Origin of the sequence: Pseudomonas algeriensis (assembly GCF_048847255.1) — a bacterium.
Taxonomy (GTDB): domain Bacteria; phylum Pseudomonadota; class Gammaproteobacteria; order Pseudomonadales; family Pseudomonadaceae; genus Aquipseudomonas.
This window is the reverse complement of sequence record NZ_JBKKRK010000007.1, coordinates 1-22,182: the sequence shown is the minus strand read 5'-3', so window position 1 is coordinate 22,182 and position 22,182 is coordinate 1. Positions and strand designations below refer to the sequence as shown.

Annotated in this window: 20 protein-coding genes, 5 tRNA genes and 1 pseudogene; 9 read left to right on the top strand and 17 right to left on the bottom strand. The window is 61.6% G+C overall.

Annotation, left to right across the window (positions count from 1 at the left end; genetic code table 11):
- Window positions 1-33 precede the first annotated feature (33 nt).
- The 9 genes from ACLK1G_RS12320 to uvrB form a co-directional block, all read right to left on the bottom strand.
- A complete protein-coding gene (locus tag ACLK1G_RS12320; protein WP_420765679.1) occupies window positions 34-483 on the bottom strand; it encodes an acyl-CoA thioesterase in 450 nt (149 codons plus the stop codon).
- 45 nt (window positions 484-528) lie between these two features.
- Window positions 529-1,362: an alpha/beta fold hydrolase gene (locus tag ACLK1G_RS12315; RefSeq protein WP_420765678.1), complete on the bottom strand. Its 834-nt coding sequence runs from the start codon at window positions 1,360-1,362 to the stop codon at window positions 529-531.
- A 27-nt stretch (window positions 1,363-1,389) separates the two neighbouring features.
- Window positions 1,390-1,929: a TetR/AcrR family transcriptional regulator gene (locus tag ACLK1G_RS12310; protein ID WP_039593946.1), complete on the bottom strand. Its 540-nt coding sequence runs from the start codon at window positions 1,927-1,929 to the stop codon at window positions 1,390-1,392.
- A 179-nt stretch (window positions 1,930-2,108) separates the two neighbouring features.
- Window positions 2,109-2,184 (bottom strand) — tRNA-Glu (locus ACLK1G_RS12305).
- A gap of 75 nt (window positions 2,185-2,259) precedes the next feature.
- Window positions 2,260-2,335 (bottom strand) — tRNA-Ala (locus ACLK1G_RS12300).
- Between the two features lie 53 nt (window positions 2,336-2,388).
- Window positions 2,389-2,464, bottom strand: a tRNA-Glu gene (locus ACLK1G_RS12295).
- A 79-nt stretch (window positions 2,465-2,543) separates the two neighbouring features.
- Window positions 2,544-2,619: transfer RNA gene (locus ACLK1G_RS12290), tRNA-Ala, on the bottom strand.
- A gap of 146 nt (window positions 2,620-2,765) precedes the next feature.
- Window positions 2,766-4,247 carry a glutamate--tRNA ligase gene (gltX, locus tag ACLK1G_RS12285; RefSeq protein ID WP_420765677.1) on the bottom strand — a complete coding sequence of 494 codons (1,482 nt, stop codon included), beginning with the start codon at window positions 4,245-4,247 and terminating at the stop codon, window positions 2,766-2,768.
- Between the two features lie 244 nt (window positions 4,248-4,491).
- Window positions 4,492-6,507 carry an excinuclease ABC subunit UvrB gene (uvrB, locus tag ACLK1G_RS12280; RefSeq protein WP_420765676.1) on the bottom strand — a complete coding sequence of 672 codons (2,016 nt, stop codon included), beginning with the start codon at window positions 6,505-6,507 and terminating at the stop codon, window positions 4,492-4,494.
- A 332-nt stretch (window positions 6,508-6,839) separates the two neighbouring features.
- Here uvrB and ACLK1G_RS12275 point away from each other — a divergent pair, with 332 nt between their 5' ends.
- The 4 genes from ACLK1G_RS12275 to ACLK1G_RS12260 all read left to right on the top strand — a co-directional run bounded on the left by ACLK1G_RS12275 (window position 6,840) and on the right by ACLK1G_RS12260 (window position 9,058).
- Entirely contained in the window at window positions 6,840-8,036 is a 1,197-nt protein-coding gene (locus tag ACLK1G_RS12275) for an amino acid aminotransferase (RefSeq protein WP_420765675.1), read from the top strand.
- A 222-nt stretch (window positions 8,037-8,258) separates the two neighbouring features.
- Window positions 8,259-8,334, top strand: a tRNA-Asn gene (locus ACLK1G_RS12270).
- Window positions 8,335-8,591: 257 nt separating this feature from the next.
- Window positions 8,592-8,786: a hypothetical protein gene (locus tag ACLK1G_RS12265; RefSeq protein WP_420765674.1), complete on the top strand. Its 195-nt coding sequence runs from the start codon at window positions 8,592-8,594 to the stop codon at window positions 8,784-8,786.
- 89 nt (window positions 8,787-8,875) lie between these two features.
- On the top strand, window positions 8,876-9,058 hold the full coding sequence (locus ACLK1G_RS12260) for a hypothetical protein (protein WP_420765673.1): 183 nt from the start codon (window positions 8,876-8,878) through the stop codon (window positions 9,056-9,058).
- Here the strand turns inward: ACLK1G_RS12260 and ACLK1G_RS12255 are convergent.
- The 8 genes and pseudogenes from ACLK1G_RS12255 to ACLK1G_RS12220 all read right to left on the bottom strand — a co-directional run bounded on the left by ACLK1G_RS12255 (window position 9,055) and on the right by ACLK1G_RS12220 (window position 16,525).
- Window positions 9,055-10,116: an AI-2E family transporter gene (locus ACLK1G_RS12255; protein WP_420765672.1), complete on the bottom strand. Its 1,062-nt coding sequence runs from the start codon at window positions 10,114-10,116 to the stop codon at window positions 9,055-9,057. The two genes, ACLK1G_RS12260 and ACLK1G_RS12255, sit on opposite strands and share 4 nt — an antisense overlap.
- A gap of 381 nt (window positions 10,117-10,497) precedes the next feature.
- Window positions 10,498-11,253, bottom strand: coding sequence for a methyl-accepting chemotaxis protein (locus ACLK1G_RS12250; RefSeq protein WP_371856978.1), 756 nt, complete (start codon window positions 11,251-11,253; stop codon window positions 10,498-10,500).
- 102 nt (window positions 11,254-11,355) lie between these two features.
- A pseudogene (locus ACLK1G_RS12245) lies at window positions 11,356-12,177 on the bottom strand (cache domain-containing protein); the annotation flags it as partial.
- Between the two features lie 199 nt (window positions 12,178-12,376).
- On the bottom strand, window positions 12,377-13,693 hold the full coding sequence (locus tag ACLK1G_RS12240) for a Na+/H+ antiporter family protein (RefSeq protein ID WP_420765919.1): 1,317 nt from the start codon (window positions 13,691-13,693) through the stop codon (window positions 12,377-12,379).
- A gap of 234 nt (window positions 13,694-13,927) precedes the next feature.
- A complete protein-coding gene (locus tag ACLK1G_RS12235) occupies window positions 13,928-15,241 on the bottom strand; it encodes an ATP-binding protein (RefSeq protein WP_420765671.1) in 1,314 nt (437 codons plus the stop codon).
- Window positions 15,238-15,906, bottom strand: coding sequence for a response regulator transcription factor (locus tag ACLK1G_RS12230; protein ID WP_420765670.1), 669 nt, complete (start codon window positions 15,904-15,906; stop codon window positions 15,238-15,240). The genes ACLK1G_RS12235 and ACLK1G_RS12230 overlap by 4 nt, the downstream gene beginning before the upstream one ends.
- Window positions 15,906-16,217, bottom strand: coding sequence for a PepSY domain-containing protein (locus ACLK1G_RS12225; RefSeq protein WP_420765669.1), 312 nt, complete (start codon window positions 16,215-16,217; stop codon window positions 15,906-15,908). The genes ACLK1G_RS12230 and ACLK1G_RS12225 overlap by 1 nt, the downstream gene beginning before the upstream one ends.
- Window positions 16,217-16,525, bottom strand: coding sequence for a PepSY domain-containing protein (locus ACLK1G_RS12220; protein WP_420765668.1), 309 nt, complete (start codon window positions 16,523-16,525; stop codon window positions 16,217-16,219). The genes ACLK1G_RS12225 and ACLK1G_RS12220 overlap by 1 nt, the downstream gene beginning before the upstream one ends.
- A 225-nt stretch (window positions 16,526-16,750) precedes the next feature.
- On the opposite strand from ACLK1G_RS12220, the gene ACLK1G_RS12215 reads away from it, so the two are divergent.
- The 5 genes from ACLK1G_RS12215 to codA all read left to right on the top strand — a co-directional run bounded on the left by ACLK1G_RS12215 (window position 16,751) and on the right by codA (window position 21,909).
- Window positions 16,751-17,830, top strand: a complete 1,080-nt coding sequence (locus ACLK1G_RS12215) for a patatin-like phospholipase family protein (protein WP_420765667.1) — start codon at window positions 16,751-16,753, stop codon at window positions 17,828-17,830.
- Window positions 17,831-17,913: 83 nt separating this feature from the next.
- Window positions 17,914-18,270, top strand: a complete 357-nt coding sequence (queD, locus tag ACLK1G_RS12210; RefSeq protein ID WP_025212792.1) for a 6-carboxytetrahydropterin synthase QueD — start codon at window positions 17,914-17,916, stop codon at window positions 18,268-18,270.
- A 77-nt stretch (window positions 18,271-18,347) separates the two neighbouring features.
- Window positions 18,348-19,178 carry an alpha/beta fold hydrolase gene (locus tag ACLK1G_RS12205; RefSeq protein ID WP_420765666.1) on the top strand — a complete coding sequence of 277 codons (831 nt, stop codon included), beginning with the start codon at window positions 18,348-18,350 and terminating at the stop codon, window positions 19,176-19,178.
- Window positions 19,179-19,377: 199 nt separating this feature from the next.
- A complete protein-coding gene (codB, locus tag ACLK1G_RS12200) occupies window positions 19,378-20,649 on the top strand; it encodes a cytosine permease (protein WP_420765665.1) in 1,272 nt (423 codons plus the stop codon).
- Between the two features lie 12 nt (window positions 20,650-20,661).
- Window positions 20,662-21,909 (top strand): cytosine deaminase, encoded by a 1,248-nt coding sequence (codA, locus tag ACLK1G_RS12195; RefSeq protein ID WP_420765664.1) that lies wholly within the window; start codon window positions 20,662-20,664, stop codon window positions 21,907-21,909.
- Window positions 21,910-22,182: the final 273 nt, after the last annotated feature.

Here is a 22,182-nt window from a genome sequence, read left to right as displayed (position 1 = left end):
TGTGGGAGCGAGCCTGCTCGCGATGGCGGTGGGTCAGTCTATAAAGAGGCCAGATGAATTCAGCGCCACGCCATAACCTTCGATGAACTCCGGCGGCATGCGCTTGGGCCGGCCGGTAGACAGTTCGATGCAGACGAAAGTGGTCTGGGCCCGCAGCAATGTGGTGTTATCACTGGGACGGACCAGCTGGAAATGCCGGGTCATTTTCAGGCGCTGGTCCCAGTCGACGATCCAGGTCGCCAACTGCAATTCGTCGCCCTCGTAGGCGGCCGCCAGATAATCGATTTCATGCCGCACCACCGCCATCGCCCGATCCAGTCGCCGGTATTCCACCAGATCCAGGCCCAGGCGCTGGGAATGCCGCCACGCGCAACGCTCCAGCCAGGTGACGTACACCGCATTGTTGGCGTGGCCTAGCCCATCGATATCTTCTGGATTGACCTGAAGATCAATAATGAACGGCGTTGCCCGATCCCAGCCCATGCCCCTCTCCCGGTCGAATTTGGATCGGGGCAGTGTAACGGAAGCTCAAGCCGATTGCCGCGCTTGCAGGCTGCGCCCCGCCAGCAGTGATAACACGCCATCAATGACACGGGGATCGGCCAGGACTCGCTGGTGTCCACCCTCGGACAACCGCAGCAAGCGACTGTCGAACCAGGCTTCATGGATCAGTTGCGATTCCCTGACCGAAACCGACGTATCGTCCTCGGCATGGACAATCAACCCTGGAATATCCAGCTGGTATTGCGCAACATCCATCTTCGAAGCCCGCATGCCCACATCCTGCTCCACCTGGCGAATGAACGCCGAGCGGGCCCTGGCGGGCATTCCCATCATCCGGGCGAACCCACGCAGCACGCCGAGGATCCGCGCAGGCGCGGCGATGCTGACCAGCGTCTCGGTCCGCAAGCCCAACTGGACCGCCAGCATGGCACTGGCGCCACCCATGGAGTGACCGATCACCGCTTGCAGCGGTGGCAACTCAGCTGCGGCTTCGAGCATCGCCCGGGCAAACAACAGGACGTTGGCTTCGTGGCCCGGCGAGCGACCATGGGCCGGTCCGTCCAGCGCCACCACGGTATAACCGGCATCCACCAGCGCGGTTATCAAGGCCGCGAACTGCGTCGGCCGTCCTTCCCAGCCATGCATCAGCAGGACCGCCGGGCCTTTGCCCCAGCGCAAGGCAGACAGGCCGAAGCGCAAGGTGATGCGCTCGGACGAAGCAAGCAATGGCAACTCCCAGGCCCTCGGTGGCAGGTTGCGCGGACTCATGAAGACCCTGCGCATTTTCTTCGCCACCAGGCGCGGTGCTATCCAACCAAGGGTGCCATTGACGCCACGAATCCAGCTCAACCTGTCCATGCTCATCTCCAGGGCTTGCGCCTTAGCTCAGCGCACCGCCGACTTGGCGGCGCGCAGCAAACGATCCGATAACTCACCCGGGCCCAATGCCCGTGCCAGCGCCAGGCCGCCGACCATCAAGGCAATGTCAGCCAGGGCTTTGTCCGCGTCTTCGGGGCTGGCGGCCAATTGCGCGACCATCAGCTCGATATGCTCATTGAGCACCTCACGAAATGCATCCGGCAGCCGCCCGAGCTCGCCGACCGATGCCGGAATCGGACACGCCTGCTCGGTTGAATCGCGGTGCTTGCGCGACAAGTAGAAGGCCGCGACCAAGGCGCGCCGTTCTTCACCCGTCAGCTCGGCATCCATGTCGGCGATCAAGCCACGACGGCGGTTCAGCAACTGCTTGAACGCCTCCAGCATCAAGGCGTCCTTGCTTTCGAAATGAGCGTAGAAACCACCCACCGTCAGCCCGGCCGCCCCCATCACCTCGCCCACGCTCGGCTCGGCCGGCCCGCGCTGGATCAGCGCATCGCTGGCGGCCTTGAGAATGCGTTCGCGGGTCTGTGCTTTTTTATCGCTCATCGTTGCCTCCGAATATTACGATTGAAATATTATTCTCATAATAAATTTTCGCAAGCGAAATGTTGACCGCCGGTCAGAAGTATTTTCAGGAGAATAGGAAATTGGCTGAACGCCAGGCAAACAAAAGGGCCATTCAAGAATTGAATGACCCTTATAAAATCCCGCAGAGCGGGTAATCGTGGCGTCCCCTAGGGGACTCGAACCCCTGTTACCGCCGTGAAAGGGCGGTGTCCTAGGCCACTAGACGAAGGGGACACAAACCTTCTTACTTGATCAGCGCTGAGAACTGATCGATTCAAGGCCGGAGTGGCCAGACCTTGAACCTGAGATTGGTGGAGCTAGACGGGATCGAACCGTCGACCTCTTGCATGCCATGCAAGCGCTCTCCCAGCTGAGCTATAGCCCCGGATTTTTCGCCTCGCGGCGGAGCGACATCTTGCAACATCGCTTCTGTAAAACTGGCGTCCCCTAGGGGACTCGAACCCCTGTTACCGCCGTGAAAGGGCGGTGTCCTAGGCCACTAGACGAAGGGGACGCAAACCCTTCTATACAACTGATCAACGCTGAGAGTTGATCGCTTCAAGGCCGGTGTGGCCAGGCCTTGAAGTGTAAATTGGTGGAGCTAGACGGGATCGAACCGTCGACCTCTTGCATGCCATGCAAGCGCTCTCCCAGCTGAGCTATAGCCCCTCATCGCTGAGGACGGGGCGAATCTTAAGGGCGTATCGGAGGGCTGTCAAATTTATTTTCAAAGAATTTGAAAATTTTTTGCCGGGATAACAATCACTTACCGACAAACCCCGGAAAACCGGGGCATGCCCTCCTCCATCAGCCGCTTAAGCGATCGCGCCCAGCAGCTTTTCCCACTCCTTGTTCTCCTTCTTGGACACGCCACCGAGCAGATCAATGGCCTGGCGCAGGCGGAAACGGGTCAGGTCCGGCCCGAGGATTTCCATGGCATCGAGCACCGACACCGAGCTCGCCTGGCCAGTAATGGCGGCAAACATCAGCGGCATCGCGTCGCGCAGTTTCAACTCCAGGGATTCGACCACTGCCTGAATCGTCGCGGTGATGCTGTCTTTTTCCCACTGGCGCAGGCTTTCGAGCTTCCAGAGGATCAATTGCATCAACTGCCGCACCTGGTCGCCCGAGAGCTTCTTGGATTCGAACAGCCTCGCATCGGGGGTCACGCCACCGGCAAAGAAGAACCCGGCCAATGGCGCGATCTGGCTGAACGTCTCGACCCTGCCCTGCACGTGCGGGGCAATCTTCATCATGTATTCAGGGTTGAACGCCCACTTCTGCACGCGCGCGGCGAACTCTTCCACAGGCAGGTCGCGCAGCCATTGGCCGTTGAGCCAGGACAATTTCTCGACGTCGAAGATCGGCCCGCCCAGGGAAACACGCGAAAGGTCGAAGTGTTCGACCATTTCCTGCAGCGAGAACTTCTCGCGCTCGTCGGGCATCGACCAGCCCATGCGCCCCAGGTAGTTGAGCATCGCCTCGGGCATGAAGCCCATGCGCTCGTAGAAGGTCACCGAGGTCGGGTTCTTGCGCTTGGACAGCTTGCTCTTGTCCGGATTGCGTAGCAGCGGCATGTAGCACAACTGCGGTTGCTCCCAGCCGAAGTACTCGTAAAGCAGGATCAGTTTCGGCGCCGACGGCAGCCACTCCTCACCGCGCAGGACGTGGGTGATGCCCATCAGGTGGTCGTCGACCACGTTGGCCAGGAAGTACGTCGGCAGGCCGTCGGTCTTCATCAGCACTTGCATGTCCATGCGGTCCCATGGGATCTCGACATCGCCACGCAGCATGTCCGGCACCACGCAGACGCCCTCGGTCGGCACCTTCATGCGGATCACATGGGGCTCGCCAGCGGCCAGGCGACGGGCGACTTCTTCCTTGGACAGCAGCAGCGCGCGACCGTCATAGCGCGGGGTTTCGCCACGGGCGATCTGCTCGGCGCGCATCTGGTCGAGTTCTTCGGCGGTGCAGAAACAAGGGAATGCGTGCCCCATGTCCACCAGTTGCTGACAGTACTGCTTGTAGATCTCGCCGCGCTCGCTCTGGCGATACGGGCCATGCGGGCCGCCAACATCCGGGCCTTCGCTCCAGTCGATGCCGAGCCAGCGAAGGGCGTCGAAAATCTGCTGTTCCGACTCGCGGGTCGAGCGCAACTGATCGGTGTCCTCGATCCGCAGGATGAACTCACCACCGTGCTGCTTGGCAAAGCAATAGTTGAACAAGGCGATGTAAGCGGTGCCGACATGGGGATCGCCAGTGGGCGAAGGCGCGATGCGGGTACGGACGGTGGTCATGGCATGTCTCGGAAAGAAGATAAAAGCGAAGATCAAACAGGGGGCGAATGGTAACAGGCGATGGTGGGCGGGCTCCAGTGAGAGGCCGATTTGAGTAAAGCCTGCCAGACCGAGTCGCCCTCATCGCGAGCAGGCTCGCTCCCACAGGAAACCGAGTTGACTGGACTGGATGCGGTCCACTGTGGGAGCGAGCCTGCTCCGGGCGGCGTTCCGACGATGAGGCCTTCGAAGGCCACTGCAAGAGTCAGACAGTCAGCAACCGCTCGCGCAACTTGCCAATCTCATCGCGCAACTGCGCCGCGGCCTCGAACTCCAGGTCACGGGCCAGTTGGTACATCTTCTCTTCCAATTGCCGGATACGCTTGGTGATTTCGCTCGGCGAGCGCAGTTCGGCTTCGTAGCGGGCGCTTTCCTCGGCGGCTTTGGCCATGCCCTTGCGTTTCTTGCTGCGCGAGCCAGGCACCGTGGCGCCTTCCATGATATCGGCGACGTCCTTGAACACGCCTTTAGGCGTAATGCCATTGGCCAGGTTGAAGGCGATCTGCTTGTCGCGGCGACGCTCGGTCTCGCCGATAGCCCGCTCCATGGACCCGGTGATGCGATCGGCATACAAAATCGCGCGGCCGTTGAGGTTTCGCGCCGCGCGACCGATGGTCTGGATCAACGAGCGCTCGGAGCGCAGGAAACCTTCCTTGTCAGCGTCGAGGATCGCCACCAGCGACACCTCCGGCATGTCCAGACCCTCGCGCAGCAGGTTGATACCCACCAACACGTCGAAAGTGCCCAGGCGCAGGTCGCGGATGATCTCGACCCGCTCCACCGTGTCGATGTCCGAGTGCAGGTAACGCACCCGCACGCCATGGTCGGCCAGGTAATCGGTGAGGTCTTCGGCCATGCGCTTGGTGAGCGTGGTGACCAGCACCCGCTCTTCCAAGGCCACGCGTTTCGTGATTTCCGACAGCAAATCATCGACCTGGGTCAGTGCCGGGCGCACCTCGACCTGCGGGTCCACCAGCCCCGTCGGCCGCACTACTTGCTCGACCACGCGACCGGCATGCTCGGCCTCGTAATTGCCAGGAGTGGCCGAGACGAAAATCGTCTGCGGGCTGACGCTTTCCCATTCGTCGAAACGCATCGGCCGGTTATCCAGTGCCGAGGGCAGGCGGAAACCATATTCCACCAGGGTTTCCTTGCGCGAACGGTCGCCTTTGTACATGGCGCCAACTTGCGGCACGCTGACGTGGGACTCGTCGATCACCAGCAGGGCGTCAGGCGGCAGGTAGTCGTACAAAGTGGGCGGCGGCGCGCCCGCCGGACGGCCCGAGAGGTAGCGCGAGTAGTTCTCGATGCCGTTGCAGTAACCCAATTCCAGGATCATTTCCAGGTCGAAGCGGGTCCGCTGCTCCAGGCGTTGGGCCTCCACCAGTTTGTTGTTCGAACGCAGGTATTCCAGGCGTTCTTGCAGCTCGGCCTTGATCCCCTCGATGGCGTCCAGCAAGGTTTCCCGTGGCGTTACGTAGTGGCTCTTGGGATAGAAGGTGAAGCGCGGCATCTTGCGGATCACTTCGCCGGTCAGCGGATCGAAGGCCGAGATGCTCTCCACTTCGTCGTCGAACAGCTCGATGCGGATCGCTTCCAGGTCCGACTCTGCCGGGTAGATGTCGATCACATCACCCCGCACCCGGAACGTCGCCCGGGCAAAATCCATGTCGTTGCGGGTGTACTGCAAATCCGCCAGGCGCCGGAGCAAGGCGCGCTGGTCGAGCTTATCGCCCCGATCCACGTGCAGCACCATCTTCAAGTAGGTTTCCGGGCTGCCCAAGCCATAGATGCACGACACCGTGGTGACAATGATCGCGTCCTTGCGCTCGAGCAACGCCTTGGTCGCCGACAGCCGCATCTGCTCGATGTGGTCGTTGATCGAGGCGTCCTTTTCGATGAAGGTGTCCGACGACGGCACATACGCTTCGGGCTGGTAGTAGTCGTAGTAGGAAACGAAGTATTCAACCGCGTTGTTCGGAAAAAATGCCTTGAACTCGCCGTACAACTGCGCCGCCAGCGTCTTGTTCGGCGCCAGCACCAGCGTCGGGCGCTGCACCTGGGCGATCACGTTGGCGATGCTGAAAGTCTTGCCCGAGCCGGTCACACCCAGCAACGTCTGGTGCGCCAGCCCGGCCTCGATGCCTTCGACCATCAGGCGGATGGCTTCCGGCTGATCGCCGGCGGGCTGGAAGCGGGTGACTAGCTGGAATTCAGACATAACATAACCCCTGGGTTCACTCCTGTCGGCCAGCCGACGGGAACGAGGAAGACCGAATTGACTGACGTCGGCCGATGAAAAAGCTGGAATTCACACAATGTGGAGGTGAATGCCTTCGCTTTCAAGACGAGCGTCCTACACGCCTTGCAGACTTTGACGCGGCGAAGGGACTAACGGTCGAAAAAAAACGAAAATACTTACGGTAAAGACCGATTAGCCTGTCGCCCTGCCCGGTGATGGCCTCTATACTAGCTCCCCGTTTGTGCACCGCTCTAGTGCATCCGGCTGGAGCGCGACACGTCCCCTCACTCTCCATTCAGAGCCGCGCACTAATGAGCCTGTTTTCCGCTGTCGAATTGGCACCACGCGACCCCATCCTGGGCCTCAACGAAGCTTTCAACGCCGACACCCGTACCAACAAGGTCAACCTGGGCGTAGGTGTTTACTGCAACGAGGAAGGGCGCATTCCATTGCTGCGCGCCGTGGTTGAAGCCGAGACGATTCGCGTGGCTCAGCACGTGTCCCGTGGCTACCTGCCGATCGACGGCATCGCCGCCTATGACCAGGCGGTCCAGACCCTGCTGTTCGGCAAGGACTCCCCGCTGATCGCTTCGGGCCGCGTCATCACCACCCAGGCCGTGGGCGGCACTGGCGCGCTGAAGATCGGCGCCGACTTCCTCAAGCAACTGCTGCCAGACGCGGTCGTGGCCATTAGCGACCCAAGCTGGGAAAACCACCGCGCCCTGTTCGAAACCGCCGGTTTCCCAGTACAGAACTATCGCTACTACGACGCCGCCACCCACGACGTGAACCGCAGCGGCCTGCTGGAAGACCTCAACGCCCTGCCCGACCGCTCGATCGTTGTGCTGCACGCCTGCTGCCACAACCCGACCGGCGTGGACCTGAGCCCCGAGGACTGGAAAAACGTGCTGGCCGTGGTCAAGGCCAAGAACCACGTGCCGTTCCTGGACATGGCCTACCAGGGCTTTGGCAAGGGTATTGATGAAGACGCCGCGGCGGTGCGCCTGTTCGCCGAGTCGGGCCTGACCTTCTTCGCCTCCAGTTCGTTCTCCAAGTCGTTCTCGCTGTATGGCGAGCGCGTCGGCGCCTTGTCGATCGTCAGCGAGTCGAAGGAAGAAAGTGCCCGCGTCCTGTCCCAGGTCAAGCGCGTGATCCGCACCAACTACTCCAACCCGCCAACCCACGGCGCCAGCATCGTCGCCGCCGTGCTCAACAGCCCTGAGCTGCGGGCCCAGTGGGAAGAAGAACTGGCCGAGATGCGCCTGCGTATCCGCGGCATGCGCGACCAGATGGTGGACATGCTGGCCAAGGCCGCGCCGCACCACGACTTCAGCTTCGTCGCACGCCAGAGCGGGATGTTCTCCTACTCCGGCCTGACCGTTGAACAAGTGACGCGCCTGCGCAACGAGTTCGGCATCTATGCCCTGGACACCGGCCGCATCTGCGTGGCCGCGCTGAACCAGAACAACATCGATGCGGTAACCAAGGCCATCGTCCAGGTGATCTGACACCCCGGCGCTGGATGAAAAGCGGGAAGCCATCGAGCTTCCCGTTTTTTTTTGGGTGCCCCCTGTGGCCAGGGATTTATCCCCTCGCCACAATGGTCAGCGTCCGGCCGGTAATGTGTGGAGCAGTAACATTTGCTACCTGAACACCTCAACCACGAAAATCCTGCCCAATCATCAACCCAAGCTTGACTTCTCTTTTCCAATCAGTAACATACGCGTCATTCCGCGATAGCTCAGTTGGTAGAGCAAGTGACTGTTAATCACTGGGTCCCTGGTTCGAGTCCAGGTCGTGGAGCCAGACAGCAAAAATCAAAGCCCTTGAATCGAAAGATTCAGGGGCTTTTTTATGGGCGCCTTTCGGCGGTCAGAGCCCGCTGATGGCCGTAGAGCGCCTGTCTGAGGTCGCTACCAGAACAATAATTTGGCGCCAATGCGGCATCATGGTCTGAATCCTGCTTTGTTTTTCCCAATCCCAAGCTGTCACCTGAGCGTCATGGCCGTGCCGCAAACTGTCCCGGTCCGCCATTGCAGCTTCATAACAACAAGGACGAAGCCATGCCAACACAAAACCCTCACCGCATCGTGGGACTGTGCACCTCGAGCAAGGTGTACAACGCACTGACCGAGCTCAAGCACCTGGAAGGCCACCGCAGCGCCAAGTTCCTCTCCCTGCTCGCGGAGAGCCTGGTCCGCAAGGGACTGCTCAACGAGCAGGAAGTGGTGCACATGCTGGACCTGGTGGTCGATTGAGCGGCATCGATTCCTACTATTGAAGCCGTTGATTTTTCCCCATCCTTCATGAGACGTAAGGTAGCCCCATCGATTGATGGAGGTTTCCCATGCCCAAGGTTCAAATCATGTCTGTCGTTGGCAGCGCCGTCCCCGCCCCGCTCAGGGAACGAGGCCTGCTGGCTTGCTGGTACCTGGTGCAGGACGGTGTGACCATCAGCGGCCCGCTGACTTCACTGCCCGCTGCCCAGGCCATGTCGCAACGCATCGGTCCCTATCTGCTGCGCGCCTAAGGCAATTGCACCCGAGGCGTATTTTCGACGAACAACGCCCAGCACGACAGGAACAGTGCCGCGATCAACGGGCCGATGACGAAGCCGTTCAGGCCAAACACCGCCAGCCCGCCCAGTGTCGAGACCAGGACCATGTAGTCGGGCATCTTGGTGTCCTTGCCCACCAGGATCGGCCGCAGGAAGTTATCCACCAGGCCGATCACGAATACACCGAACAGGGTCAGCACGACGCCCTGCCAGATCGCCCCGGACAGCAGGAAATACACCGCCACCGGCGCCCAGACGATGCCCGCTCCCACGGCTGGCAGCAGCGACAGGAACGCCATCAGCACCGCCCAGGGCAGCACTGTCGGGATGCCAAGCACCCAAAAGATCAAGCCGCCCAGTGCGCCCTGGGTAATCGCTACCAACAGGTTGCCTTTCACCGTCGCCCGCACCACCCGGTTGAATTTCAACTGCAGACGGCGCTTCTGGTGCTCCGCCAAAGGCACGGCAAAGCGAACCTTGCGCACCAGTTCCGGACCGTCGCGCAGGAAAAAGAACAGCAGGTAGAGCATCACGAAAAAGCTCACCAGGAATTGGAACGTCCCCTGGCCGAAACTGAACGCCTGGGTGGCGAAGAATTCGCTGCCCTGCATCGCGCTCTTGACGATCTTGTCCCGCAACCCGCTCAGGTTGCCCAGGCCAAAACGGTCCAGCAGGTGCTGGAAGTACGGGGGCAATGCTTCCTTGAAGCGGGCCAGGTAATCGGCAACGTCCAGCTCGCCACTTTCCAGGCTCTTGTAGAGTGCCGCGCCTTCCTGAACCAGCAAGGTGCTGATGACGATGACCGGCAAGACAGCGATCAGCATGCAACTGGTCAGGGTCAGCAGCGTCGTGAGGTTGCGCGGCCAATTGAGTTTCAATTGCAGCCGCCGCTGCAGCGGCGCGAAGACGATGCCCAGGATGACGGCCCAGAACACCGCTCCGTAGAACGGCAGCAGGATCCAGACGAAGGCGATGCTGACCAGGATCAGCAGCAACATCTGCGATTTGTTTTGGAGGTTCTTGCGGTTCATTTGCTTTCCATGTCCTTTGGCAGATACACATTAGTCCGCCAGGACTCGCCGGAGTGCCGTCGCGTCTGCTGCGCGCCATGAACCCAAATCAATACCGCCTGGCCGGACGTGGCCTACCCCGCCGCTTTTCGACCCGACATTGCGGTGGATGTGCCGTTCGGCGTGTTGATACAGGGTGCGCGAGCCATAGCCCAGGCACTGATCCGGCTATGCAGGCGGCGAAGAACAACTGTGGGAGCTCGCTAGCTCGCTCCCACAGGATGACCGACAGAAACTGCCGAAGGCTGCGATCCTCCGCTTCCGATAGGGCCTGGCAAGCCAGGCGGCACATCTGGATCGAAAGCGAAAGATCGCAGCCTTCGGCAGCTCCTGCTGCCCGGATCAGATCCGGAACTGCCCCACCAGCTTGCCCAGGCGCTGGCCCAGGTCGGCCAGGCTGCGGGAGGTCTGGGCGCCGAGTTGGGTTTCGTCGGCAACGCTGTCCACGGCCACGGCGATCTGGTGAACGCTGCGGTTGATTTCTTCGGCTACCGCGGTCTGTTCCTCGGCGGCACTGGCGATCTGGGCGTTCATCGAGTTGATGGTGCCGATCAGCTGCGCCATGGTGTCCAGTGAAGCCCCAGCCTCATTGGCACGTTCCGACGTGCCGTCGCCGGCCTCACTGGAACGGCGCATCGCTTCCACCGCCGCATGGGTGCCGGACTGCAACCGGTCGATCATCCCCTGGATTTCCTGGGTGCTTTGCTGGGTCCGGCTGGCCAGGGCACGGACCTCATCGGCGACCACCGCGAAACCGCGTCCCGCTTCGCCGGCCCGCGCGGCCTCGATGGCGGCGTTAAGGGCCAGCAGGTTTGTCTGCTCGGCGATCGAACGAATCACTCCCAGGACACTGACGATCGAGGCCACGTCCTGTTGCAGACTGTCCAAGGACACGCCGCTGCTGCGGATATCGTTCACCAACGCATGGATCTGCTGGATACTGCCGGCCACCACGCGCTTGGCCGACTGGCCTTCTTCGTCGGTCTGCTGGGCCGCGACGGCGGCGCCCTGGGCACTGCGGGCGACTTCCTGGGCGGCGGAGGACATCTCGTTGATCGCGGTGGCGACCTGGTCGGTTTCGTGGCGCTGGCGTTCCATGGCCTGCTCTGAACGCTGGGCTTGCTCGGAGACTTGCGTCACCAGCCCGGTCAGCTGCGAGGTCATGTCGGTGATCTGCCGCACCAGGCCGTGGATCTTGTCGACGAAACGGTTGAACGAACCGGCCAGTTGGCCCAGTTCATCCTGGCTGGTAATCGCCAGGCGCCGGGTCAGGTCGCCCTCTCCCGCCGCGATGTCGTCGAGGTTGTCCTTCATCAGGTGCAACGGACGCAGGATGGTGTTGGCGAGCACCAGGCCCACCACCGCGATCACCAGCAACACCACGGCGGCAATCCCGACGATGCTGAGGATCACGCCTTGCAGCCGATCGTGGACCTTGGCTTCCACCAACGCCACCTGACCTTCGATGCCATCCAGGTTGACCGAGCTGCCCACCGCCAGGTCCCACTTGGACAAGTATTCGGTGTAGCCGAGCTTCGGCACCAGGTCTTTGCTGCCCGGCAGCGGCGAGCTGTATTCGAGGTAATGCGTGCCGTCCTTGGCGACTTTCACCAGGTCACGGTTGACGTAGACACCGTTCGGATCGCGGTTGTCCTTGAAACTCTTGCCCACACCATCAGGGCTGTTGGCCTTGAACAGACGAATGGTCTCGGAGTCGTAGCCGAAGAAATAGCCGTCCTTGCCGTAGCTGATATTGGACAGCAACTTGATCGCCTGGGCACGCGCCTCGTTATCGCCGGGCGCGGCGGCATCGTAGAGCGGCTTGATGGCCGTCAGCCCGACCGCGACATAATTCTGTAGGGTGGCCTTGGCCTCGCTGAGCAGGCGCTCGCGGGTTTGCTGGACTTCTTTGCTGGCCTGTTCCTTCAAGATGAACGCAGTGGTCAGGCTGATGATCACGGCGGACAGCAATACCGGCAGTATTGCCAGGGACAGGACTTTAGCCTTCAAGCTCAGGCGCATGCTGTTCACTCTTGTAGGTTTTATGGTGTGGTTAGCTGGGTTAACGGCAGCCCACGGCAAAACTGTAGGACAAGGTGAACAGTCAGTTGGCAGGGTCGCTGAATTCAAGGGCCCCATCGCGAGCAAGCTCGCTTCCACAGGAAAATGCGATCCAATGTGGAAGCGAGCCTGCTCGCAATGAAGGCAACGCGGTCTTGGCCTACAACACCATCGCCGCCACCCAACCAAACACCAGCAACGGCAGGTTGTAATGGATGAAGGTCGGAACCACGGTGTCCCAGATGTGGTGATGCTGGCCGTCGATGTTCAGGCCGGAGGTCGGGCCCAGCGTCGAGTCCGAGGCAGGCGAGCCGGCATCGCCCAAGGCGCCGGCGGTGCCGACGATGCAGACGATCGCCAGCGGGCTGAAACCCAGTTGCAGGCACAGCGGCACAAAGATAGTCGCCAGGATCGGCACCGTGGAGAACGACGAGCCGATGCCCATGGTCACCAACAATCCCACCAGCAACATCAGCAATGCGCCGACGCCCTTGTTGTGGCCGATCCAGGCCGCCGAGGTTTCAACCAGGCTCTGGACTTCACCGGTGGCCTTCATCACCTCGGCGAACCCCGACGCGGCGATCATGATGAAGCCGATCATCGCCATCATCTTCATGCCTTCGGTGAACAGGTCATCGGTCTCGCGCCAACGCACCACGCCCGAGACAGAAAAGATCAGGAAGCCGGCCAGGGCGCCGATGATCATCGAGTCGAGCAGCAGCTGGATGGCAAAGGCCGCCGCGATCGCCAACCCCGCCACCAACAGGCTGAGCGGGTTATAGCGCACCGCCACCTGCTCGGCGCGAGCGATTTTCTTCAGGTCATAGACGCGTTTCTTGCGATAGGTGATAAACGACAGCGCCAGGCCAAACACCATGCCCAGCGCCGGGATGCCCATGGCGTGGGTGATGTTGATGCCGCTGACGTCCACGCCGCTTCTCGCGACGTTGGCCAACAGGATTTCGTTAAGGAAAATATTGCCGAAGCCCACCGGCAGGAACATATAGGGCGTGATCAGGCCGAAGGTCATGACGCAGGCGATCAACCGGCGGTCCATCTGTAACTTGGTCAGTACATATAGAAGCGGCGGCACCAGCAACGGGATGAAGGCGATGTGGATTGGCAGGATATTCTGTGAAGCGACCGCGACGGTACCCAGCAGGCCGATCAGCACCCACTTGACGCCCGTGCCGCCGGCGGCGTCCTGGCGGTCGACCATGGCCAGGGCTTTGTCGGCCAAGGCGTGAGCCATGCCGGACTTGGCGATCGCCACGGCGAAAGCACCCAGCAATGCGTAGGACAGCGCCACCGTAGCGCCGCCACCCAGGCCTGCATTGAACGCCTTGAGCGTCGCCTCGATCCCCAGGCCGCCCGTCAGGCCGCCCACCAATGCGCCGACGATCAGCGCGATCACCACATGCACGCGGGACAGGCTGAGCACCAGCATGACGCCAACCGCCGCAATTACTGCATTTATCATCGTTACCTCAAAGCACAGCGATGGAAAGCCACCGGACAAAAAGGTCGCGACTTTGCAGGAAGCGGCGGCAAGCTGCAAGGGTCATGCGGCGGGTTTCGCATTCACTGCCGATCCAGTGTGGGAGCGAGCTGGCTCGCGATGGCGGTGGGTCAGTTGATATTCATTTGGCTGAACTGACGCTATTGCGAGCAAGCTCGCTCCCCCAGGGCTCAGCGGCACCATCAGTATGTTTCAGCGCTTGGGCAAGTCGATCACGACCTTCAAACCGCCCCACTCGCTGTCACCCAGCGCCAGCGTCCCGCCCCAGGTGTCGACGATGTCGCGCACGATGCCCAGCCCCAGGCCGTGGCCGTCGGTTTGCTCATCCAACCGCGTGCCTCGGCTGAATACCTGGTCGCGGCGCTCCGCGGGGATGCCCGGCCCATCGTCTTCCACCACCAGGCTGAAGCCCTCGACCGTCTCGCTCACGCTCAGGCGCACTTCGGCGTCGGCCCATTTGCACGCGTTGTCCAGCAGGTTGCCCAGCAGTTCCAGCAGGTCTTCACGATCCCAAGGCAGGTGCAAGCCGGGCGGCCCGACGTAGGCCAGATGCAGATGCTCGCCATGGATCATGTTCAGCGTCGCCAGCAATCCCGGCAGTTCGGCGTCGCAGTCCAGGTGCGCCCCGGGCAACGCATCACCGGACAACCGGGCGCGATTGAGTTCGCGGTTCAAGCGCTGGCGAACCTGCTCCAGTTGTTCGAGCAGCAACTTGCGCAGTTCCGGATAAGGGTCGAGCTTTTCGTTCGACGCCAGGCTTTGCAGCACCGCCAGCGGGGTCTTCAAGGCATGGCCCAGGTTGCCCAGGGCGTTGCGTGAGCGCTTGAGGCTGTCTTCGGTGTGGGCCAGCAGATGGTTGATCTGCGCCACCAGTGGCTCCAGCTCCCTGGGCACTTGCTCATCGAGCTGCGAGCGCTGCCCGCGTTGCAACTGGGCAATCTGCTCTCGAGCCTTTTCCAACGGACGCAACGCGCGATGTACAGTGAGGCGCTGGAGTAACAGGATCAGCAGCAACCCGGCCAGGCCGAGCCCCAAGCCGACCTGCTGCATCCTCAGGAAGCTGTCCCGCACGGGCGTGTAGTCCTGGGCCACGCTGATGGAAATTGCCTGGCCCAAGCGCCGATAGTCGGTGCGCAGTACCAGCAGCCTCTGGCCTTCGGGGCCCAGTTGCAGATTGCTGTGCAGGCCCGGATGGTCGAGCCGGGGCAGTTCCTGGTCCCACAGGGAGCGGGAGCGCCAATGCTCGTTGGCGAAATCGATGCGGAAATAGTGCCCGGAAAACGGCCGCAGATACGCCGGTGACAAGCGCCGCTCGTCCAACTGCAAACCTTGCGGGCCACGGACCAAAGCCACCAACAGGTTCTCGCTGTCGTTACGCAGCCCCGCTTCCAGATAACGCTGCAAGCCTAGTTCGAACAGCCACAGGCTGGTCTGCGCCAGGACGAGGCCGACCACGACCATCACACCGATCAGCCCAAGGCTCAGGCGCCGTTGGATGGATCTCACTGCGTCTGCCCGCCGAACAGGTATCCCTGGCCGCGACGGGTTTCGATCACGTTGCGCCCCAGCTTGCGCCGCAAGTGGTTGACATGGACTTCCAGCACATTGGAATCGCGCTCGGTTTCTCCGTCATACAGGTGCTCGGCGAGATGACTCTTGGAGAGGATTTGCTCGGGGTGCAACATGAAATAGCGCAACAAGCGGAACTCGGCGGCGGTCAGCTGGATCTCCGCTCCGTCACGAATCACGCACTGGCGCCCTTCATCCAGGTGCAACCCGGCCGCCTGGAGCGTCGGTTGATTGGCCTGGCCGTGGGAACGACGCAGCAGCGCCTGGATGCGCAAGTGCAGTTCTTCGGGGTGAAAGGGCTTGGTCAGGTAATCATCGGCCCCGGCCTTGAGCCCTTCGATGCGCTCGGCCCAGGAGCCGCGGGCGGTGAGGATCAACACCGGCGTGGCCAGGCCACCGGCTCGCCATTGCGTCAGCACCTCAAGCCCAGGAACGCCCGGCAGGCCCAGGTCGAGAATGATCAGGTCGTAGGGCTCGCTGCTGCCCTGATAGATCGCATCACGACCATCGGCCAGCCAATCCACCGCATAACCCTGCCGCGCAAGCCCGGCCATCAGCTCATCGGCCAGGGGAACGTGGTCTTCCACCAGGAGCAGGCGCATCAGTCTTCCTTATCTTTGAGTAAACGGCCGGTAGCGGCCTCCAGGTCCAGTTCGCGCACTACGCCGTCGGTATCCAGCAGCTCGACCTCATAAATATAGACGCCGTGCTTTTCCTCCAGCTCGGCCTCCAGCAACTTGGCGCCAGGATGGCGGTCCAGCGCTTGTTGGAGCAATTGCTCCAGCGGCAGGATCACGCCCTGTTGGCGCAGTTGCAGGGCCTCGTCCTGGTCCAGGTCCCGGGCCATGGCGAGTGAACAGAACGCCAGCAGCGCCAGCGCCCAGCGGCTGCGGGCGCGTAAACTAAGCTTCATTACGTATCCTGATGATTCTTGAGCACCTTGCCGCTGACGGCGTCGAGTTCCAGGTCCCATTCGATGCCATCCGCATCGCGCAGGTCCACCTTGTAACGGTACTTGCCGTATTCATCTTCCAGCTCTGTATCAATCACGGTGCCGTCAGGGTGTTCGGCCAGGGCCGCTTCGTTGAGCTTGTCAAAAGGCAGGATGGTACCAGCGTCCACCAGCTTTTTGATCTCATGGCGATGGAGATCTCGTGCTTGAGCCAGGCCAGCGCCAAAGGCGATGAGCGTCACGAGAATAAAGGCAGTCAGGCGGTTCACGGATTATCTCCTTCTTATAATCTTCACCGGGAAACTGTATCGGGGTGAACTTAACTGAAACTGAATTGCCATCATTGGACACACATCAATTGAGAGCGAGCTTGCTGGCAACAGCGGTCTTTGCGTTGCCATCGATGCAACTGGGCTGACGCTATCGTGAGCAAGCTCGTTCCTACGGGGTTTTGTGTCGTTATAATTCATCGCTTGCCAGTATCAGAGACCGGTATGACCGCCATCCATATCAAATTCCCAGCCCTCACCGTCAAGGCCGGCTCCCGCGCCTTCAAGCGTATCCGCGAGGCGGGCCTCAAGGCCGCCGATGTTGGCATCCTGCCGGGTGCCGCCGGTGGCCCGAAAGCCTTGGGCATCCAGGGACTGGACCTGGCCCTGTTCGGCGAATGGCTCCCCGCCGCGCCGCGAGAGCGGTCGCTGATCGGCGCTTCGGTTGGCTCCTGGCGCTTTGCCAGCGCCTGTCTGCCGAACGCCGCCGAGGGTATCCGGCGCCTGGGCACTTTGTATAACGAACAGAGCTTCGCCAAAGGCGTGACCATGGCCGGCGTCAGCCAAAGCTCCCAGCGCATGCTCGACGACCTGCTGGAAGGCCGGGACCTGACGATCCTCGATAACCCGCTCTACCGGCTCAACATCATGGTGGTCAAGAGCCACGGCTTGCTGGCACTGGACCACCGTGGCCGGCTGGGCCTGGGCTTGTCGTCGGTGATTGCCGACAACTTGCGGGGCCGCGCACGCTTGTCGCGGCATTTTGAGCGGCTGATCGTACACGATCCTCGGTTGGCGCCTCCGCTGAATCCGCTGACAGACTTCCCGTCGCGCTTCGTGCCGCTGGCCGCCGATAACCTGCGCCAGGCGTTGCTGGCGTCGGGCTCGATCCCGATGGTAATGGAAGGCGTGCGCGACCTCCCCGGCGCCGGCGCCGGCACCTACCGCGACGGCGGTCTGCTGGACTATCACCTCGACCTGCCCTACAGCGGCGACGACATAGTCCTCTATCCACACTTCACCGATCGGGTCATTCCCGGCTGGTTCGACAAGGGCCTGCCATGGCGCAGGGGCAACGCCGAACGCCTCCAGAACGTGCTGTTGCTCGCGCCATCGCGCGAATACCTGGCTCGCCTGCCCTACGGCAAACTGCCGGATCGCAACGACTTCAAGCGCTTCATGGGCGATGACCCGAGCCGCCGTAAATACTGGCGCACGGCGATGGACGAAAGCCGCCGGCTCGGCGATGAGTTCCTTGAACTGACGGCCAACGGTGGATGGGGCGAGCGTTTGCTGACCCTTTAGTCAGCATGCTCGCGCATCACACGGATCAACCTGATAAACTCCGCCGCCTGCCTCGCGACCGCTACCTTAAAGAGCCTGAACCTGTGGAAATCTTCAAAGAATTCACCTTCGAATCCGCCCACCGCCTGCCCCACGTACCCGAAGGCCACAAGTGCGGCCGTCTTCACGGTCACTCGTTCAAGGTGGCTATCCACCTCAGCGGTGACATCGACCCGCACACGGGCTGGATTCGCGACTTCTCGGAAATCAAGGCGATCTTCAAGCCGCTCTACGAGCGCCTGGACCACAACTACCTCAACGACATTCCTGGCCTGGAAAACCCGACCAGCGAAGTCCTGGCCAAGTGGATCTGGAATGAGTTGAAGCCGCTGCTGCCGGAACTCAGCGCCATTCGCATCCACGAGACCTGCACCAGCGGCTGCATCTATCACGGAGAGTAACCAAACCTGCTGTGGCGAGGGAGCTGCAGCTTTTGTGTCTATGCTCTCTGGCTTAAACATGCCAAGAGGATACGATCATGACCCATTGGCCGCTGGATCAGGTCTACCAGTTCAACGGACACCCCGTCCGCTACGCCATCCACGGCGACGGCCCGCCGCTGGTGTTTGTCCACGGCACGCCCTTTTCTTCCCATGTGTGGCACCGCATCGCCCCGCTCTTCTTCGCCACGCACAAAGTGCACTACTTCGACCTGCTGGGGTATGGCCAATCTGCGCAACCGGACGCCAACGTGTCCCTGGGCGTGCAGAACACACTGCTTGCCCAATTGCTGGAACACTGGAACCTGGAGCGTCCAGACGTAGTGGCCCATGACTTTGGCGGCGCCACCGCGCTGCGTACACATCTGCTCGATGGCAAGGATTACCGAAGCCTGACCCTGATCGACCCGGTGGCCCTGTCGCCCTGGGGTTCGCCTTTCGTCCAGCATGTGCGCCAGCATGAAGCGGCGTTCAGCGGCCTGCCCGATTACATCCAGCGCGCCATCGTGCCGACCTATGTCCGCGGCGCGATGAAACGAGACATCTGCGACGCAGAACTGGCGCCCTACGTGAAGCCGTGGCTTGGCGATCCGGGCCAGGCGGCCTTCTACCGGCAGATTGCGCAGATGGACGAGCGCTACACCCGTGAGGTCGAAGGGCTGTACCCCAGCGTACGCTGCCCGACCCAGATATTGTGGGGTGAAGATGACCAATGGATCCCCATCGAGCGTGGCCGCGCGCTGCACAAGATGATTCCGGGGGCGCTGTTTCAGGCCGTGCCGAACGCTGGACATCTGGTTCAGGAGGATGCGCCGGAAGCCATCGTCGCGGCGGTGTTGCGGTTCTTAGGGCCGCTTTCCCCTACCTGAAATCTTTACGGTGTGGGGGAGCGAGCTTGCTCGCTCCCCCACGGGCCCCTCCGTGTTCCAACGTGAACCATCCCTGCACCACTTTTGTTCCTCCAAACCCACCCAACCCAACGGGATTGTCTATAAATAACCGGCGATCGCTCGCTTGGCACGGCCGCTGCACGCTTGCGCTTTTTCTCTCTCCGCAAGGACCCGCCACATGACCCAGAACGATCCCGGTAATGACTACCCCTTGAGTGAAGTCCCGATGAGCGCACGCAAGGGCCTGGCTTCCACGGCCATGGTGCTGCTGGGCTTTACGTTTTTCACCGCCACCATGTTTGCCGGTGGCAAGCTGGGCGTGGCGTTCGGTTTCGCGGACATGCTCGGCGTCATCGTCATCGGCAATCTGTTGCTGGGCCTTTATGCCGCGGGCCTGGGTTACATCGCGTTCAAGAGCGGGCTCAATTCAGTGTTGATGGGCCGCCTCTGTTTTGGCGAAGTAGGCAGCAAGCTCAGCGATCTGATCCTGGGCTTTACCCAGATCGGTTGGTACGCCTGGGGCACGGCCACCGCTGCGGTGGTGCTGGGCAAGTATTTCGAGTTGGGCCAGGGCACGGTGCTGGGGCTGATGGTGCTGTTCGGCCTGGGATTCTGCGCCACGGCTTATATCGGCTATCGCGGGCTGGAGATCCTGTCGTACATCGCCGTACCGGCCATGCTGTTGTTGCTGATGCTCTCGATGTGGGTCGCGACGCAGAAGGTTGGCGGCCTCGATGGCCTGCTGGCGGTTGTGCCAACGGGTAATCTGGATTGGTCTACGGCAATCACCCTGGTTTTCGGCACGTTCGTCAGCGGCGCCACGCAGGCGACCAACTGGACACGTTTTTCCCGCTCGGCGAAGGTCGCGGTGCTGGCGAGCCTGATCGGCTTTTTCCTGGGCAATGGCCTGATGGTGTTGATCGGCGCATACGGTGCCATCGTCTACCAGCAGCCCGACGTCGTCGAAGTCTTGTTGTTGCAGGGCTTCGCCATGGCGGCGATGGCAATGCTGCTGCTCAATATCTGGAGCACCCAGGACAACACCATCTACAACTTCGCCGTGGCCGGTTGCAACCTGCTGCGCACTCGCCGACGCAGGGCGGTCACGCTGGTCGGCGCCGCGATCGGCACCCTGTTGGCGTTGCTGGGCATGTACGATTTGCTGGTGCCTTACCTGATCCTGCTCGGCACCGTGATTCCACCGATTGGCGGGGTCATCATGGCCGACTTCTTCTTCCGCTGGCGTGGGCGCTATCCTCGCCTGGCGCAGGCGCAACTGCCTGCGTTCAATTGGCCTGGGCTGGGTGCCTATGCCGTCGGCACCGTTGCGGCGTTCAACTCGCCATGGATCGCACCGCTGGTAGGAATCGCCACCGGCGCGCTAACGTATGTGCTATTGATCGGCGTGACAGGCACTCGCACCGCTGACGCGCCCCTGCAAGACCTCTAAAGGATTCGCCTGATGCACATCATCAACGCCCGCCTGCGCAACCGCGAAGGCTTGCATGAATTGCACCTGGAAAACGGCCTGATCGCCAGCATCGCCCGCCAGACCGAAGCCCCCAGCCTGGGCCCCGAAGACATTGATGCCGGAGGCAACCTGGTGGTGCCGCCTTTCGTCGAGCCGCACATACACCTGGACGCCACACTGACCGCCGGTGAACCGCGCTGGAACATGAGCGGTACGCTGTTCGAGGGCATCGAATGCTGGGGCGAACGCAAGGCCACCATCACCCAAGAAAACACCAAGACCCGCGCCAAGAAGACTCTCCAGGCCCTGGCCGCCCATGGCATCCAACACGTGCGCACCCACGTCGACGTGACCGATCCGGCGCTCACGGCGCTCAAGGCAATGCTCGAAGTGCGCGAGGAAAGCCGCCATCTGGTCGACATGCAAATCGTCGCGTTCCCCCAGGAGGGCATCGAGTCCTACCGCAACGGCCGCGAGCTGATGGAAGAAGCGATCCGCATGGGCGCCGACGTGGTGGGGGGCATTCCGCATTTCGAATACACCCGCGACCAGGGTGTCAGTTCGGTGAAGTTCCTGATGGACCTGGCCGAGCGCACCGGCTGCCTGGTGGACGTGCATTGTGATGAAACCGACGACCCACACTCGCGCTTCCTCGAAGTGCTCGCCGAAGAAGCGCGCAGTCGCGACATGGGCGCGCGGGTGACCGCCAGCCATACCACGGCGATGGGCTCCTACGACAACGCCTACTGCGCCAAGCTGTTCCGCCTGCTCGGCCACTCTGGAATCAGCTTCGTATCGTGCCCGACTGAAAGCATCCATTTGCAAGGACGCTTCGACAACTTCCCCAAGCGTCGCGGCGTCACCCGGGTCAATGAACTGCTCGAAGCCGGAATGAATGTGTGTTTCGGCCAGGATTCGATCGTCGATCCATGGTACCCGCTGGGCAATGGCAACATCTTGCGCGTGCTCGAAGCCGGGCTACACATCTGCCATATGCTCGGCTATCGCAACCTGCAAAGCGCCCTGGACCTGGTCACCGACAACAGTGCCAAGGCCATGGCCCTGGGCGAGCGCTACGGGCTGGAGCCTGGGCGTCCGGCGAACCTGCTGGTCCTTTCGGCCGACAGCGACTACGAAGTGATCCGCAGCCAGGGCCTGCCGCTTTACTCGATTCGCAAAGGCGAAGTGCTGATGAAGCGGCAGATGCCGGTGGTAGAGTTCGGGCCGCAGTTGACCTGAAATCCCCTATACCTGTGGGAGCGAGCCTGCTCGCGATAGGGGGCTGTCGGTTGATATCTATGCGGCTGAGCTGACGCCATCGCGAGCAAGCTCGCTCCCACAGTGGATTGGTGTGATACCTGAAATCTGCGCCCGCTGGAGATCTACTGTGGGAGCGAGCCTGCTCGCGATAGGGGGCTGTCGGTTGATATCTATGCGGCTGAGCTGACGCCATCGCGAGCAAGCTCGCTCCCACAGTGGATTGGTGTGATACCTGAAATCTGCGCCCGCTGG

What these genes read in the sequence shown, in the direction of transcription:
- ACLK1G_RS12320 (WP_420765679.1), bottom strand. Translation starts at nt 483, where the DNA reads ATGGGCTGGGATCGGGCAACGCCGTTCATTATTGATCTTCAGGTCAAT.
- ACLK1G_RS12315 (WP_420765678.1), bottom strand. Translation starts at nt 1,362, where the DNA reads ATGGACAGGTTGAGCTGGATTCGTGGCGTCAATGGCACCCTTGGTTGG.
- ACLK1G_RS12310 (WP_039593946.1), bottom strand. Translation starts at nt 1,929, where the DNA reads ATGAGCGATAAAAAAGCACAGACCCGCGAACGCATTCTCAAGGCCGCC.
- gltX (WP_420765677.1), bottom strand. Translation starts at nt 4,247, where the DNA reads ATGACCACCGTCCGTACCCGCATCGCGCCTTCGCCCACTGGCGATCCC.
- uvrB (WP_420765676.1), bottom strand. Translation starts at nt 6,507, where the DNA reads ATGTCTGAATTCCAGCTAGTCACCCGCTTCCAGCCCGCCGGCGATCAG.
- ACLK1G_RS12275 (WP_420765675.1), top strand. Translation starts at nt 6,840, where the DNA reads ATGAGCCTGTTTTCCGCTGTCGAATTGGCACCACGCGACCCCATCCTG.
- ACLK1G_RS12265 (WP_420765674.1), top strand. Translation starts at nt 8,592, where the DNA reads ATGCCAACACAAAACCCTCACCGCATCGTGGGACTGTGCACCTCGAGC.
- ACLK1G_RS12260 (WP_420765673.1), top strand. Translation starts at nt 8,876, where the DNA reads ATGCCCAAGGTTCAAATCATGTCTGTCGTTGGCAGCGCCGTCCCCGCC.
- ACLK1G_RS12255 (WP_420765672.1), bottom strand. Translation starts at nt 10,116, where the DNA reads ATGAACCGCAAGAACCTCCAAAACAAATCGCAGATGTTGCTGCTGATC.
- ACLK1G_RS12250 (WP_371856978.1), bottom strand. Translation starts at nt 11,253, where the DNA reads ATGGAACGCCAGCGCCACGAAACCGACCAGGTCGCCACCGCGATCAAC.
- ACLK1G_RS12230 (WP_420765670.1), bottom strand. Translation starts at nt 15,906, where the DNA reads ATGCGCCTGCTCCTGGTGGAAGACCACGTTCCCCTGGCCGATGAGCTG.
- ACLK1G_RS12225 (WP_420765669.1), bottom strand. Translation starts at nt 16,217, where the DNA reads ATGAAGCTTAGTTTACGCGCCCGCAGCCGCTGGGCGCTGGCGCTGCTG.
- ACLK1G_RS12215 (WP_420765667.1), top strand. Translation starts at nt 16,751, where the DNA reads ATGACCGCCATCCATATCAAATTCCCAGCCCTCACCGTCAAGGCCGGC.
- ACLK1G_RS12205 (WP_420765666.1), top strand. Translation starts at nt 18,348, where the DNA reads ATGACCCATTGGCCGCTGGATCAGGTCTACCAGTTCAACGGACACCCC.
- codB (WP_420765665.1), top strand. Translation starts at nt 19,378, where the DNA reads ATGACCCAGAACGATCCCGGTAATGACTACCCCTTGAGTGAAGTCCCG.
- codA (WP_420765664.1), top strand. Translation starts at nt 20,662, where the DNA reads ATGCACATCATCAACGCCCGCCTGCGCAACCGCGAAGGCTTGCATGAA.